Source organism: Vibrio sp. 10N.247.311.47 (assembly GCF_041467535.1).
Lineage (GTDB): Bacteria > Pseudomonadota > Gammaproteobacteria > Enterobacterales > Vibrionaceae > Vibrio > Vibrio crassostreae_C.
The window spans coordinates 1-14,506 of the sequence record NZ_JBFSUR010000009.1; the positions used below are offsets into that span (position 1 = coordinate 1).

Sequence of the window (14,506 nt, forward strand, 5' to 3'; positions counted from 1 at the left end):
GTTGCCGGTTTTCAAGACCGGTGCTTTCGACCACTCAGCCATCCCTCCAGTGGCGTGAATAATATAAGGGGTGGAGGATCTTGTAAACCCTTAATTTTCATAATTTTGTTTTGTTGCTTGTTTTCTAATCATTCACGGCAATAAAAAAGGGAAGCCATTGGCTTCCCTTTGCTGTTTGCTGATTATTTAGTCATTTTTTGTGTAGAAACGCTGTAGCTCTGTCAGGCCTTGCATCAACACAGGTAAGCGAGGGCTTACGTTTTTCAGGCGCTTGTAATTTTGGTCGTACAATTTGTAGTTACCAAATTTATCCAACACCGTTGTTTGCTGGTCAGTAACAAGAGCAAGTTCACGAGAGTCGCCCGCGAGAATCCACTTTCTGTTACGTTCATTAAACAGGCTGCGACCACTACTGAAATCTGTTGGGTTCGAAGATACACCCAATAGCTCTTGCATCAGTGTTACTGACACGTCTAGATGACTAGAACGGTGGATGTATTCAGAAGCAGACTTGCCAGGCCAGCTGATAAACAGTGGTACTTGTAACTGATAACGACTGTAGTTGGAGTTTGCACCCCAGCTGTTGGTTTTGGTTTCGTTAAACTCAGTACCGTGGTTAGAGGTAATGATAACCACCGTGTTATCGGCAAGCTCTAAGCGTTCCAGTTCAGCGTAGATAGTTGCTAGCTGAGCATCGGCCGCTGTCGCCGACTTTTGATAGTCTGCTGCAAAACGCTCTGCTGTCGTTAGCGTAGAGTCCGACTCTGAACTTGAATCGTAGCTGGCGAAGTTATCCAGTGTGGTTAATTCAATAAAGTTAAACCAAGGGCGTTTAGCTTGCGGTGATTGAATCCAGTTAGACCAAGCTTTTATGGCACTCTGGTCATCATAAGTTGCTTGCTCTGGCATCACATCACGGCCTCGGAAGATAATATCCGAGTAAAGTGCATCGCTAAAGTTGTCGCCACTGAAAGCAGCGAACTTGTAATCGTGATTCTCTAAAACATCGAGCAATACTGCGCTTGACCCCTGAGCTTCAATGCTGCTTGCGTAGCTGCTCGGTAGGCCGTAGAACAAGCCAAAAATACCGAACATATCGTTACTTGAACTGTAGTGGTTGGTGAAGTTGATCGACTGTTGCGCGTAGGCATAGCTGTTTGGCATCGCCGTCGCATTAAGTGCGTCAGAGCGAAGGTTGTTCACACTCACCATCAGGATATTAAGATCATCACTGCGGCGGTTGTATTGAATTTTTTCTAGCGGGTAGCTAACTAGGTTTACGTTCTCTTTGTTCGCTTCTAAACGCTCAAGGTACTCTTCACGGTCTAATAGGCCATGTTTTTCCATAAAGCTTTTCGCTGTCATTGGATAAGACAGTGGGAAGTTCGCTTTCTGGCTAGTAATTGGGTTATAGAAGTACGCATCAGCCCACATGTAGGTCAAGTGGCTGCTGATGAAACACAAGAAGAAGACGGCAGTAATCGGACGGCCAATGTGTTTATGAGACAGTTTACGCTGCTTACGCCAAACCCACTCAGACAGACCAAGCTGTAGTAAGAAGATAAGCGGCATAACAATGAAGAGGTGCTGCAAATCAGACGTGAATGCAGATTCCTCTCCACTGAATAAAACCTCCCACACGACAGGCGTCAGGTGGAGGTTTATATTTTGATACGTTTGGGTATCAATCAGTAGGACAGTTAAACCTATGGTCGCGAAGATAACGGCAACCAAACGTAATAACTTCCTCGACGGAAGAATAAAAGTGAGCGGGAACAGCACTAATAGATAGAGCGCGAACACTAAAAAGCCAAAATGACCAACCCACGATGCAGCCAAATAGAATTGGCCTAGCAAGGTTTCTGGCCAAGCAGATTGAGTAATATAACGAGTACCAATCAACATCGCAGCAATGATGTTGAAAAATGCAAACCAGTGACCCCAACCAACCAGTCGAGATACACGATCGCTATATGAGTTTGCGCTGTCTACCATTTATAATTCTTTTATCCGTCAATCAAATTTAGTGAGACTTTTTATCTTCAAGAGAAGAAATTAAAGCCTCGGCAAATTTTTCAGCAATTCCTTTGCGTTGTGAAGCAGCAACATTCTGATTTAAGACATTGGTTGCGATATTTCCAGCGATCATCAGTGAAAGTTCTGGCGAAGCTTTGTGCTTAGTTAGTACAGCACCTACTTCAGCTAGGATTTTTTCAACTTGATCATCTGTGTATTTAGATATAATCGGCATAAGGACTCTAATAATGATAGTAAAAGCGGCTTATGATAACCTACTATGCACGACAACTGAAACCTGAACGGTAATATTTTCACTATGAGCCTTCACCTTTCCAACGTAATTTTACACCAGCTGAGCAAGAACGATCAGGATGAGCTGATTGTTAACTATCGTGCTGAATCTCTAGAAAACGATGCTTCATCTGAAAGCCTAGTTGCTGAACTTCACCGTGTTTTTAATTCAAAAGCAGGCAAAGGGTTTGGTTCTTTCAAATCTGACAGCGAATTCCAGCAGTGGTTGCATCAACTTCGTGCTGGTGAGACAAACTTTTACGATTTTTCTCAAAAGAGTGCGCAACGTCTAAAAGACGAACTATCAAAGTACCCATTCGCTGACGAAGGTATCTTGGTAATGGCTGAATATCAGTCACTTGCAACAGATTACCTTTTCATTGGTTTATTGCCTTCAAACCAAAGCCTAAAGGTAACTGAAGGGCTTGATATTAGTGCGACTGACTACCTTGATATCTCAAAAATGGATATCGCGGCTCGCCTAGACCTTTCTACTTATGAGACTGATAAAGAGTCAAACCGTTACTTAACTTATATTAAAGGACGTGTTGGCCGTAAAGTCGCGGATTTCTTCTTAGATTTCTTACAAGCTGAAGTCGGTTTGGATGCGAAACAGCAGAACCAAGTACTGATGCAAGCGGTAGAAGACTTCGTTTCTGACTCTAAATTAGAGAAAGAAGAAGCGATCAGCTACAAAAAGCAGGTTGCGGATTACTGTAACGAGCAGCTTAAAGCGGGCGATGAAGTACAAGTTCGTGAACTTTCTGGTGAGTTGCCAGCAAGCACAGATGGCACAAGCTTCTTTGACTATACTAGTGAGCAAGGCTACGAGTTAGAAGACAGCTTCCCAGCCGATCGCGCAACTATGCGTAAACTAACAAAATTTGTTGGTGCTGGTGGCGGTTTGAATGTTAGTTTTGATAGTCTGCTTCTAGGCGAACGTATCTTTTACGATCCGGAGACAGACACGCTAACGATTAAAGGCACTCCACCGAACTTACGTGACCAACTGACTCGCAATAAGTCATAGTCAGAAGTTAACGGATAAAAGCGGCAGCAGGACGTTGTCGCTTATTTTGTGCTTAATCTTTTAGCTACGGTCATGGCTTCAAGTTAACACGCACAAGGAATATAGATGGAACAATCAGTAGCAAAGCCCAAACGCTTTAAAAAACCAGCCACCTTTTTGGTTGTGCTCTTGGCTCTGTGGTTACTTCCTTCATTGGCTCTTCTTAATCTAAGCCGTTCCTACACCAATTCTCTAGCTCAAATCGAAGAGCTCGGTATTCGAGTCAACGAATTGAGGCAATCGCTTTATTTCTCAGAACCGCTTCGAGTCTCTCGTATCAATGAGCTCGCACTCGATGCTCAGTTGGTTTATTCGATCCGACTGCAGATTGAATCTGATTTCCAACACGCCTTGTTTCGTCCTGATGTCAACCAACTGTTGTACGTAGCTGATCAGTTCCTAGAAAAGTTCGATGAGTTCATTCCAATAGAAAGCCAAGTTCAAGACATCGTTGATAACATTAAGATCTTGCGTGCTGATAAAGAGCTTTCCCCTCAGCTAAAACCGCTCCTCAACGAATTCGGTGTTGTGGTATTTGAAGCCATGTATTCTGAAAATCAAAGTTCGTCAGCGACTTATCGCGCCTTTGATTCCATTCTAGAAAAATCTTATTCCTTAGAAAACGAAGAACAAGATGCACTCCAACAACTACTGGCTGATGCGTCAGCATTGTTGAGTGATTACGCTCAGCTTAACTATTTGGTTGATAAGATTAAGAAAAACTCAGTAAATGAACAGATCATAAAACTCGAAGCTGAGTTCCATGATCGTCAATTCAACCTATTGTTGGTGATGCTAGGCTTAAGCTTGGTGGCGATGAGCGGGATAGTGTTTTGGGGCGTTAGGTCCACAAAAACGATGAAAGAAGCAGACCAAGAACTCAGCTCTGAACTAGAAATTAATTCAAGTAAGGAAGACGCTTCTTATAGCGATGTTGTTTCCTCAGCAGTGAAACAAGCAGATAGTGACGCTTATGTATCCGAGAACAGGCCAACGCGCCAGTCTTCCGCCTCTCAACCTATGCAGAGCGTTAACGTTACAAGCCAACCCGTTGTACAAGACTCTATTCAGCAAGCCTCTGAGCAGGCACCAGTAGTCGAGAAACACGTTGCCAGTGTCACAGATTCAAAGCCTGCGATTGATATTGAAGACATGTTAGAAACGCTCGATGGTGACGCTGAGTCTGTCGAACTCTTGCTTGGTGTGTTTGTACAAGACCACGCAGGTGACTACGAGAAGTTTAAGTCTTTGCTGACCAAAGATGAAACCACCGCTGCTCGCATTGTACATAGCTTAAAAGGTGTGGCTGGCAGTATTAAAGCGTCTCGATTAGCCATCATTGCCGCAAGTATTGAAATGACAATGAAGCAGTCCAGAGCGATCAGTGAACATGATTTAGCTGAATTAGAGAAGGCCATAAAAGCCTCTGTGGATTCTGCTCATGAATATTTAGACAGTCAGCGTTAACTTTTACAGGATTTTTGACAATACTCTGACGAAGCGCTCATACAATCCGCGCCCTTAGTCTTTGTCAGAGGTTTATATGTTACGAGTTTCGAGTCGAAGTTGGATGGTGTTGGTGCTTAGCATTGTGCTAAGTGGTTGTTCTCTCTTAGAAGTTAAGTTAGATAGTCAAACGACGCCTCTCACTCAACAAGAGTTAAATGCTCGGATCATGACGCGTGAATACGCCAAGATGTTCTTTACACGAGTAGAAGACTCAGCCGATCTCATCGCGCAATCTTACCCTGCTGATGACACCTTACATCAATCTTATGTGTTGCTTTGGAAGATCCATGCAGAGCAGGGTTTACAACAAGCGGCTTACCAAACTTCCCCTATGTCTGCGTTAATTGATTCGTGGGTTTTCACTGCTCAAATGAATCAGTTTTATAGCCAAGGCGACGGCGCGGATCTGTTCGTGACGGATAATGCAGTAGAGACAGCTCGTTTTCTTGATCAAGAAGCCGAGAAGCTGGCAAAGGGTGTGTTGAGCTCCAGTGATTTCAAAAACAGCAAAGCGTTCGTTGCGCAGTTTTCTGCTAGCCACCCATTTAAAGACCTCACATTCAGAAGCACACCTGCTTACCGTGAATGGCTAAATTACCTTGGTAAAGACGAATCGCAAATCGTCCAGAGCTTAGGCACCATGCCAGAAGCAATGAGTGACGCATCTGATCGTTTAAGCCTTATGGCTGACCAGACACCAAAACTGATGTCGTGGAAGGCGGAGTTGGTTGCATTGAATAGCTCACTAACGGGTGAAGACCTATCGATGACGCTGGAAAGCCTTCGTCAAACATCAGCAAGCATGCAAGACTTCATTGAGAACAATCCGGAGTACATGCAAACACTGGCTTCTATTATGTCGACAGAAATGCAACCATTGCTCAACGACCTCAGTGATAAAACCGACCAAAAATTAGCGATGCTGAGTGATGAACGTGTGGCATTAGAAAAAATGGTGACACGTGAGAGAGAAGCTCTAGTAGAGATGATTGCGAAAGAGCGCATCGAGATTGCCGGCATTGTGACTTCAGAAAGAGAACTGTTCACGCAAGACCTTGATCGCGTCTCTCAAGAGGTGGTGGTACTGGCGATTGATAAGCTAATGGAGTTAATCAAAGGTGTGATTATCTACTTCATCCTGTTTATCTTAGTAGTGTTCTTTGCACCGTTAGGCATCGGTTACTGGTTGGGTAAACGAACCGCCAATAAATAGATAAATAAGTAAATCAGCAGATCAAAAAAGAGCGCTCTAGGGCGCTCTTTTTGCATTTATCCATTAACGTTTTGAGTTACGTTCGAAAGCGTTAGCTCCTGAACTTAAGCTTGTTGCTTGCTTAACTCGGTCGCTTCTTCAGCTTCAAACGCTGGTGCTGTTGGTTCACACTTATCAACGAACCAACCCATGTAAGATGTCACGATAGTCACGATGATACAGATGAAGCTTAACCACATGAAGGGTGCGTAAGACAGCGTCGCAACACCAAGAATACTCGCCATGTAGATACCGTTATCACTCCAGGGAACCATACCCGACGTTAGCGTGCCACCAAACTCAGCATTACGAGATAGGTTCTTACGCTTGTAGCCTAAACGGTCGTAGTTTTTCGCACAGATTTTTGGTGTAAGGATTAACGATACGTACATTGCAGAACCGAACACGTTACCCATGAAGGCCGTACCAATTGTGCTCGTCGCTAGTGAGCCTGCGCTGTTTACGCGGCGCTCAAACACCTTAGCGATTGTCTCTAGTACGCCCACTTTATCCAGTAAGCCACCGAAACCTAGACCAAATACGATAACCGCAACTGAACCTAGCATTGAAGACATGCCGCCACGGTTAAGAATCGAATCAATAAACTCTACGCCAGATGAGATTGAGAACGGTGCCCAAGCAGTGTTGAATGCCGTTAGGAAGTCGATATCTTGGATCATGACTGCCCAGATAATACCCAGCAGAGAACCAAAACTGATGACCGGGAATGAAGGCATACGGCAAGCCAACAGACCAAGCACGATAAGTACCGGAACGAATGAGTAAGGCGTGATGTAGAACTGAACTTCCATCGCTTTGATTACAGAGTCTACTTGGCTCATGTCAACGTTGCCCGCGTAGTGGAAACCAAACGCAGTAAACATGATGCCTGTAATCACGTAGCTGATTAACGCAACTGGAAGCATGCCTTTGATGTGTTCAACCACTTCAACACCAGACATTGAAGAAGCCAGAATCACTGAATCAGAAAGAGGAGACATCTTGTCACCGAAGTAACAGCCTGACAGCACGGCACCTGCAGTAATCGGTGCTGGAACACCTAGGCCTTGGCCGATACCCATCATCGCGATACCTGCTGTACCCGCAGCACCCCAAGAAGTACCGGTCGCCAATGCAGTTAGAGAACAGATGATCATGGTCGCTAAAAGGAAGATAGAAGGGTGGATAGCTTTCAGACCATAGTAAATGATAGTAGGTACGATCCCGCCTGAGATCCAAGTACCAACAAGAGCGCCAACGGCTAAAAGTATTAAAACCGCGCCTAAGCCATTGGATATTCCTTTGAGTGCTGCTTTTTCTAAGTCTTTGTATTGGTGTCCAAGACGAATACCAAGAACCATGATAATGAACCAGCCAATATACAAGGCAAGTTGAATTGGAAGGTCAAGCTTTGCAGTAAAGGAAAAAGCAAGGGATAGAAATAGTCCTAACGCGATGAATACCTGCAATAGGTTCGGTAGGCGAGTTTTACTCTGCTTCATAAAAGCCTCTTGTGATTTCGAGCATTTATAGTGCTTCGTTATAGTGTGTGGTGCAAAACGGACACTACAGTAATTAGTTTATTATATCGAAAAAATACGCCAAAGTTGTGATATTTGACTGTTAATTCAATCAATTGTGGTTTCATAATCTAAATTTTTGTTAAATTCATGATTGTTACATGTTGAAATCTGTCGCACGTTGTTTTCGTTTTGTAAAATAAAACTCTGATTAACCTTGGTTTAAAAGAGGGATTTACTGTTTGTGATGAGCGTCGATTGAATCGACTTTGGCGATGTAAATGTTTGAATTTGACGATAATGGACGCTTAATCAATGAGGTGGAGATGGAATGTCGATACAGAGATAACTGCACGATTCATTACGTTCACTTAAAAGAAACGAAAAAGTTACACTTTTTGACAAAAAGCACTTGAGTTCTGTTTCTGAAAAACTTATAGATGGGGGAGAGCAATTTTTAATTTATACATGGAGAGTGAGCGATGAGAGTAGGTCTAGTTGGTTGGCGCGGTATGGTTGGTTCTGTACTGATGCAACGTATGGTTGAAGAGAAAGACTTCGACTTGATTGAGCCTGTTTATTACAGCACATCTCAGATTGGTATTCCTGCCCCTGTTTTAGGTGGTAAAGATGCGGGTCTACTTCAAGACGCTTTTGATATTGATAGCCTAAAACAGCTTGATGCTGTGATTACCTGTCAAGGCGGCGATTACACATCAAAAGTATACCCAGCACTGCGTCAAGCAGGTTGGAAAGGTTACTGGATTGATGCAGCATCTACTCTGCGTATGGATGCTGACTCAATCATCACTCTTGATCCTGTTAACTTGGCTCAAATCCAGCAAGGCATTCACAGCGGCACCAACACGTTCGTTGGCGGTAACTGTACTGTGAGCTTAATGCTTATGGCTCTAGGTGGTCTGTACGAGAAAGGCATGGTTGAGTGGATGAGTGCCATGACTTACCAAGCAGCTTCTGGTGCGGGTGCTAAGAACATGCGTGAGCTGATCTCACAAATGGGTGTGATCAACGACAGCGTAAGTTCTGAGTTAGCAAACCCTTCAAGCTCAATTCTTGATATCGATAAGAAAGTGGCTGATACGATTCGTTCATCTTCATTCCCAACAGACCAATTTGGTGCTCCGCTTGCAGGCTCACTGATTCCTTGGATCGATGTGAAGCGTGAAAACGGTCAGAGTAAAGAAGAGTGGAAAGCCGGTGTTGAAGCGAACAAGATTCTTGGTCTAGATGGTCAGCCAATCCCAATTGATGGTACTTGTGTACGAATCGGTGCAATGCGTTGTCACGCTCAAGCACTAACGATCAAGCTTAAGCAAGACGTGCCAATGGACGAGATCGAAGAGATCATCGCAACGCACAATGATTGGGTTAAAGTGATTCCTAATGACCGCGACATCACGGCACAGGAGCTAACACCAGCGAAAGTAACAGGCACAATGTCTGTACCTGTCGGTCGTCTGCGTAAGATGTCGATGGGTAACGACTTCCTAAACGCCTTCACGGTTGGTGACCAACTACTTTGGGGTGCTGCAGAACCACTACGTCGTACTCTACGCATTATCCTTGCTGAGAAATCGTAATAGGCAAGATTGCTTAAATTCTATTAGCTGATAAACCGAAAGGGTTGACGACAAACGTCAACCCTTTTTAGTTTATTGCTACCTCGTTATTCGGCCCTCGAAACTGCCCTTAAATCTCTTCGCATCTCGCTACTCGAATCTCGTGTCTGCTTTTATTTCTCGTCGGTGACGACACGCTTGTCTGGATCCGCTAATTCGCTAGCACAGTGCTTGCAATACATGGCGTCTGAATCATGACCCGCTCGGTTACAGTTCGGGCACTTAACCAATTCTTTGTGCGAGTTCATCTCATTACTGAGTTCTGCAGTAATGATCCCGGTTGGCACTGCTAAGATAGAGTAACCCAATAGCATGGTCAGTGATGCTATGGCTTTACCAAGCGCGGTCTGCGGCACCATGTCACCATAACCTACCGTAGTGATAGTCACGATGGCCCAATAGATACTGTGAGGAATACTGGTGAAGCCATTGTCAGGACCTTCAATAACAAAGATCAAGGCGCCAAAGATAACCACCAAGATGCCGACGGTGCTAAAGAAGATCAGTATCTTTCGTCGTGCCATTAATAGTGAGCGCAACAGAATATTGGAATCTTGCAGGTAGCGAACCAGCTTTAGAATTCGGAAGATACGCATCACACGCAGCAGTCTCACCACACCCATAAATGAAGCGCCTGGGAAGATGATTGCTAGGTAGGTCGGAAGAATCGCCAATAGGTCAACGACACCATAAAAACTGGTGGCGTAAGATTTTGGCTTTGGGGAGCAATAGAGCCTTAACAAATACTCAAGAGTGAAGAGTGCAGTGAAGGTGTATTCGATATAACGCAGCTGTTGTGACCATTCGGTCATCACATTAGGGATGGATTCTAAGATCAGAACCAACAGCGAAGCCAAGATTGCAACGATCAGAGTTATATCAAATGCACGTCCGGCTGGCGTGTGAGTACCAAAGATAATGACGTACAAATGATGCTTGAGTGGCTTGCGTGACATAAGGAGAGGTTCGTCTTCTGTTAAATGCATTAACAGTCATTATACAAGCTTCATAATAACGAGGCGAGTGAAAGCCCAATTGCTTTACTCGCCTCATCTATATTTCAATATTGTTGCCCTTTATAGAGCAACCGAAATGTTGTTAAACGTTATGCCAAGCCTGGGAACAGATTACGTAGGCCATTGGCGATGAACTCGATGCCCAATGCGCCAAGAATCAGACCCATGATACGAGTGATCACGTTGATACCCGTTTGACCTAAAAAGCGAACGATAACCGGCGCTGAACGGAACAAAAGCCAAGAGCACGTTGCGAATGCGATGATGCTAATGCCGATGCCGACCGTATCAATAGCAGCAGGGTAGCGAGAACCATAAACAATGGTCGAGCTGATTGCACCTGGGCCTGCCATTAGCGGCATAGCAAGTGGAACAACGCCGATCTGCTCTTTGCTGATGTATTCAGACTTCTCTTGTTTGTTCTGCTTATCTTCACCGAGCTTACCGCTCATCATCGAAAATGCGATGCTCAGTAATAGTAAACCACCTGCAACACGGAATGAGTCCAGCGAGATACTAAACATATCAAGCAGCATTTGCCCCGCAACAAGAGAGACAATGAGGATCACGGCAACAGCAATGTTTGCTTGTAAGGCTGTCCTGTTCCTCTCTTCTGGCGGCATATGAGCAGTAAGAGAAACAAAAACAGGCATGATGCCGATTGGGTTTACGGCAGCAACAAGCCCAAGGAAGAATTGCATAAAAATTGCGAGTTCTAAGCCTTGCATGAGAGCGATCTCCAGTTAGCGTACTTAAGGTTGAAGGGTTGATCTGTGAATAGTTTAGGCGCGTAATGTAAGGGACAAACTCGATTTACGCGAATGAAAAAAACTAACTTGAAATGGGTGATTCTTTTTAGAAAAACTAATTGAATCTCACTTTTGTTTTAAGCCTGTTGCAAGCTAGTTGGTAGTGTTTAATTTTGTAATTTATTATTGAGTAACTGTTAACCGACGCACGAAATTAATAAAAATTATGTCAGAATCTAGCCCGTACAACGGTATGGATATACTCTCAGTAGCACGAATATAGCTGTATACATGTAATTTAACGGACTAAAAATGAAACTTTTTTACAGTTTATTACGCTATGTAGAAAAAAGTTGTCTGTTTGCTTGTTTTTTTTGCGAACGAAAAGTGTGAGTTTAATCTATATAAATCATGCTCTTAAGTTCATTTTTGCGATTGCCTTACTACTTTCTGGTTAATTCTTTTTGGGTAACTGATCTGGGTCAATTTTTTTCACACAGTGAAATAATATACTCAGCCCTGAAAGCAATTTACTAAGAACGTTGGTGTTTAAGGTTAACGGCAAGCAGCGAGTTTAATAAAAAGTTTTTAATATTTATTATTTTAGGAGATCCACCATGCCTGTAACTAACTTAGCGGAACTTGATGCTCTAGTAGCTCGCGTTAAAGCAGCACAAGAAGAGTTTGCAACATTCTCTCAAGAGAAAGTAGATGCAATCTTCCGCGCAGCTTCTCTTGCTGCTAACCACGCTCGTATTCCACTTGCTCAACAAGCAGTTGCTGAATCTGGAATGGGTATTGTTGAAGATAAGGTTATCAAAAACCACTTTGCATCTGAATTTATCTACAACAAATACAAAGACGAAAAAACATGTGGCATCTTAGAAGAAGATGACAACCTAGGCACAATGACTATCGCTGAGCCTGTAGGTATCATCTGTGGTATCGTTCCAACAACGAACCCAACTTCTACAGCAATCTTCAAATCTCTAATTTCTCTTAAGACACGTAACGGCATCATCTTCTCGCCACACCCACGTGCAAAGAACTCAACTAACGACGCAGCGAAACTAGTTCTAGACGCAGCTGTTGCAGCTGGTGCTCCACGAGACATCATCGGTTGGATCGACCAACCATCTGTAGAGCTTTCTAATGCGCTTATGAAGCACGACGGTATCGCACTTATCCTTGCTACTGGTGGTCCAGGCATGGTTAAAGCAGCATACTCTTCTGGTAAGCCTGCTATCGGTGTTGGTGCTGGTAACGTTCCTGTCGTTATCGATGAAACAGCTGACATCAAACGTGCTGTAGCATCTATCCTTATGTCTAAGACTTTCGATAACGGCGTAGTATGTGCTTCTGAGCAAGCTGCAATCGTAGTTAGCGAAGTATATGACGAAGTTAAAGAGCGTTTCGCTTCTCACAAAGCTCACGTTCTATCTAAAGCTGACGCTGATAAAGTACGTAAAGTTCTGCTTATCGACGGCAACCTAAACGCTAAAATCGTAGGTCAACCTGCTCCAGCAATCGCTGAAATGGCTGGTGTTAAAGTTCCTGCTGATACAAAAGTACTTGTAGGTGAAGGTCTTGGTAAAGTTTCTTACGATGACGAATTCGCTCACGAGAAACTATCTCCAACTCTAGGTCTATTCCGCGCAGATGACTTCGAAGACGCAGTTGCTCAAGCGGTAACTATGGTTGAAATCGGTGGTATCGGTCACACATCTGGTCTTTACACTAACCAAGATACTAACGCAGACCGCATCCGTTACTTCGGTGATAAGATGAAGACTGCTCGTATCCTAATCAACATCCCGACTACTCACGGTGGTATCGGTGACCTGTACAACTTCAACGTTGCACCTTCTCTAACTCTAGGTTGTGGTTCATGGGGTGGTAACTCTATCTCTGAGAACGTAGGTCCTAAGCACCTTATCAACAAGAAAACTGTAGCGAAGCGAGCTGAAAACATGTTGTGGCACAAACTACCTAAGTCTATCTACTTCCGTCGTGGTAGCCTTCCAATCGCAATGAGCGACCTAGAAGGTAAGAAACGCGCATTCCTAGTAACTGACCGTTTCCTATTCAACAACGGTTACGCAGATGACGTAGTTAGCTTGCTTAAAGCACAAGGCATCGAAGTTCAAACTTTCTTCGACGTAGAAGCGGATCCAACGCTATCTGTTGTTGAGAAAGGCGCTGAAGCAATGAAGAGCTTCCAACCTGACGTAATCCTTGCTCTAGGTGGCGGTTCTCCAATGGATGCTGCTAAGATCATGTGGGTTATGTACGAGCACCCAGAAACTCACTTCGAAGAACTAGCAATGCGCTTTATGGACATCCGTAAACGTATCTACAAGTTCCCTAAAATGGGTCAAAAAGCTGAGCTTGTATGTATCACTACAACTTCAGGTACAGGTTCAGAGGTTACTCCATTCGCTGTTGTTACTGACGACAAGACTGGTGCTAAATACCCACTAGCTGATTACGAAATCACGCCAAACATGGCTATCGTTGATGCGAACCTAGTAATGAACATGCCTAAGTCTCTAACAGCGTTCGGTGGTTACGATGCAGTAACTCACGCTCTTGAAGCTTACGTATCTGTTCTAGCGAACGAGTACTCAGACGGTCAAGCTCTTCAAGCTCTTAAGATGCTTAAAGAATACCTACCATCAAGCTACAAAAATGGTGCGGCTGACCCAATAGCTCGTGAGAAAGTACACAACGCAGCAACTATCGCTGGTGTAGCATTTGCGAACGCATTCCTAGGTGTGTGTCACTCAATGGCTCACAAAATTGGTGCTGAGTTCCACCTACCACACGGTCTTGCTAACGCACTACTTATCTCAAACGTTGTACGTTACAACGCGAACGATAACCCAACTAAGCAGACTGCATTCTCTCAGTACGACCGTCCACAAGCACGTCGTCGTTACGCTGAAGTTGCTGACCACCTAGGCCTAAGCCAAGCTGGTGACCGTACAGCTCAGAAGATTGAACGTCTACTGACTTGGTTAGAAGAGCTTAAAGTTGACCTAGACATCCCACTATCTATCCAAGCTGCGGGTGTTAACGAGTCTGACTTCATCGCTAAACTAGACGAGCTAGCTGTTGAAGCGTTCGATGACCAGTGTACAGGTGCTAACCCACGTTACCCTCTAATCACTGAGCTAAAAGAAGTTCTAACAACTTCTTACTTCGGCCAACCATACGTTGAAGGCGAAACTTTCGAAGGTACTACAGTTATCCTTAAGAAAGCAGACCAAAAGCCAGCTGAAGCGAAAGCGCCAAAAGCTAAAAAAGAAAAAGCTAACGCATAATAAGTAAGCATTAGTTTTGAGATAAGTTTTCGCTAGCACGATACTTATCTATCGGGAAAAGATGAAAGCCCCAGTCGAGAGACTGGGGCTTTTTTTATGTTTGGTTCGTTTGTAAAAC

General features: G+C 44.0%; 10 protein-coding genes. 5 read left to right on the forward strand and 5 right to left on the reverse strand.

Annotation, left to right across the window (positions count from 1 at the left end; translation table 11 throughout):
- Positions 1–186: 186 nt before the first annotated feature.
- Both AB6E51_RS08125 and AB6E51_RS08130 read right to left on the reverse strand, forming a co-directional pair.
- Complete coding sequence (locus AB6E51_RS08125; RefSeq protein ID WP_372058201.1) at positions 187–1,995, reverse strand: DUF3413 domain-containing protein; 1,809 nt, start codon at positions 1,993–1,995, stop codon at positions 187–189.
- A 28-nt stretch (positions 1,996–2,023) separates the two neighbouring features.
- Positions 2,024–2,251 carry a YejL family protein gene (locus AB6E51_RS08130; RefSeq protein ID WP_004734063.1) on the reverse strand — a complete coding sequence of 76 codons (228 nt, stop codon included), beginning with the start codon at positions 2,249–2,251 and terminating at the stop codon, positions 2,024–2,026.
- An 84-nt stretch (positions 2,252–2,335) separates the two neighbouring features.
- Here AB6E51_RS08130 and yejK point away from each other — a divergent pair, with 84 nt between their 5' ends.
- From yejK to AB6E51_RS08145, 3 genes are all read left to right on the forward strand, one after another.
- Positions 2,336–3,340: a nucleoid-associated protein YejK gene (gene yejK / locus AB6E51_RS08135; RefSeq protein WP_017061190.1), complete on the forward strand. Its 1,005-nt coding sequence runs from the start codon at positions 2,336–2,338 to the stop codon at positions 3,338–3,340.
- 105 nt (positions 3,341–3,445) lie between these two features.
- Positions 3,446–4,846: an Hpt domain-containing protein gene (locus AB6E51_RS08140; RefSeq protein ID WP_372058200.1), complete on the forward strand. Its 1,401-nt coding sequence runs from the start codon at positions 3,446–3,448 to the stop codon at positions 4,844–4,846.
- Positions 4,847–4,922: 76 nt separating this feature from the next.
- Positions 4,923–6,101: a chemotaxis protein gene (locus tag AB6E51_RS08145; protein WP_372058199.1), complete on the forward strand. Its 1,179-nt coding sequence runs from the start codon at positions 4,923–4,925 to the stop codon at positions 6,099–6,101.
- A gap of 104 nt (positions 6,102–6,205) precedes the next feature.
- Here AB6E51_RS08145 and nhaC read toward each other — a convergent pair whose 3' ends face one another.
- Positions 6,206–7,642: a Na+/H+ antiporter NhaC gene (gene nhaC, locus AB6E51_RS08150; RefSeq protein WP_372058198.1), complete on the reverse strand. Its 1,437-nt coding sequence runs from the start codon at positions 7,640–7,642 to the stop codon at positions 6,206–6,208.
- Between the two features lie 500 nt (positions 7,643–8,142).
- Here nhaC and asd point away from each other — a divergent pair, with 500 nt between their 5' ends.
- Positions 8,143–9,261, forward strand: coding sequence for an aspartate-semialdehyde dehydrogenase (gene asd / locus AB6E51_RS08155; RefSeq protein WP_017061186.1), 1,119 nt, complete (start codon positions 8,143–8,145; stop codon positions 9,259–9,261).
- A 152-nt stretch (positions 9,262–9,413) separates the two neighbouring features.
- Here asd and AB6E51_RS08160 read toward each other — a convergent pair whose 3' ends face one another.
- Both AB6E51_RS08160 and AB6E51_RS08165 read right to left on the reverse strand, forming a co-directional pair.
- Complete coding sequence (locus AB6E51_RS08160) at positions 9,414–10,256, reverse strand: ion transporter (RefSeq protein ID WP_029235134.1); 843 nt, start codon at positions 10,254–10,256, stop codon at positions 9,414–9,416.
- 149 nt (positions 10,257–10,405) lie between these two features.
- Positions 10,406–11,044 carry a YchE family NAAT transporter gene (locus AB6E51_RS08165; RefSeq protein ID WP_004734056.1) on the reverse strand — a complete coding sequence of 213 codons (639 nt, stop codon included), beginning with the start codon at positions 11,042–11,044 and terminating at the stop codon, positions 10,406–10,408.
- Between the two features lie 638 nt (positions 11,045–11,682).
- Here AB6E51_RS08165 and adhE point away from each other — a divergent pair.
- Positions 11,683–14,388 (forward strand): bifunctional acetaldehyde-CoA/alcohol dehydrogenase, encoded by a 2,706-nt coding sequence (adhE, locus tag AB6E51_RS08170; protein ID WP_017061183.1) that lies wholly within the window; start codon positions 11,683–11,685, stop codon positions 14,386–14,388.
- The last annotated feature ends 118 nt before the right edge of the window (positions 14,389–14,506 follow it).

Coding starts and splice junctions, on each gene's coding strand:
- AB6E51_RS08130 (WP_004734063.1), bottom strand. CDS start 2,251: ATGCCGATTATATCTAAATACACAGATGATCAAGTTGAAAAAATCCTA.
- AB6E51_RS08125 (WP_372058201.1), bottom strand. CDS start 1,995: ATGGTAGACAGCGCAAACTCATATAGCGATCGTGTATCTCGACTGGTT.
- AB6E51_RS08140 (WP_372058200.1), top strand. CDS start 3,446: ATGGAACAATCAGTAGCAAAGCCCAAACGCTTTAAAAAACCAGCCACC.
- AB6E51_RS08160 (WP_029235134.1), bottom strand. CDS start 10,256: ATGTCACGCAAGCCACTCAAGCATCATTTGTACGTCATTATCTTTGGT.
- AB6E51_RS08145 (WP_372058199.1), top strand. CDS start 4,923: ATGTTACGAGTTTCGAGTCGAAGTTGGATGGTGTTGGTGCTTAGCATT.
- AB6E51_RS08165 (WP_004734056.1), bottom strand. CDS start 11,044: ATGCAAGGCTTAGAACTCGCAATTTTTATGCAATTCTTCCTTGGGCTT.
- asd (WP_017061186.1), top strand. CDS start 8,143: ATGAGAGTAGGTCTAGTTGGTTGGCGCGGTATGGTTGGTTCTGTACTG.
- adhE (WP_017061183.1), top strand. CDS start 11,683: ATGCCTGTAACTAACTTAGCGGAACTTGATGCTCTAGTAGCTCGCGTT.
- nhaC (WP_372058198.1), bottom strand. CDS start 7,642: ATGAAGCAGAGTAAAACTCGCCTACCGAACCTATTGCAGGTATTCATC.
- yejK (WP_017061190.1), top strand. CDS start 2,336: ATGAGCCTTCACCTTTCCAACGTAATTTTACACCAGCTGAGCAAGAAC.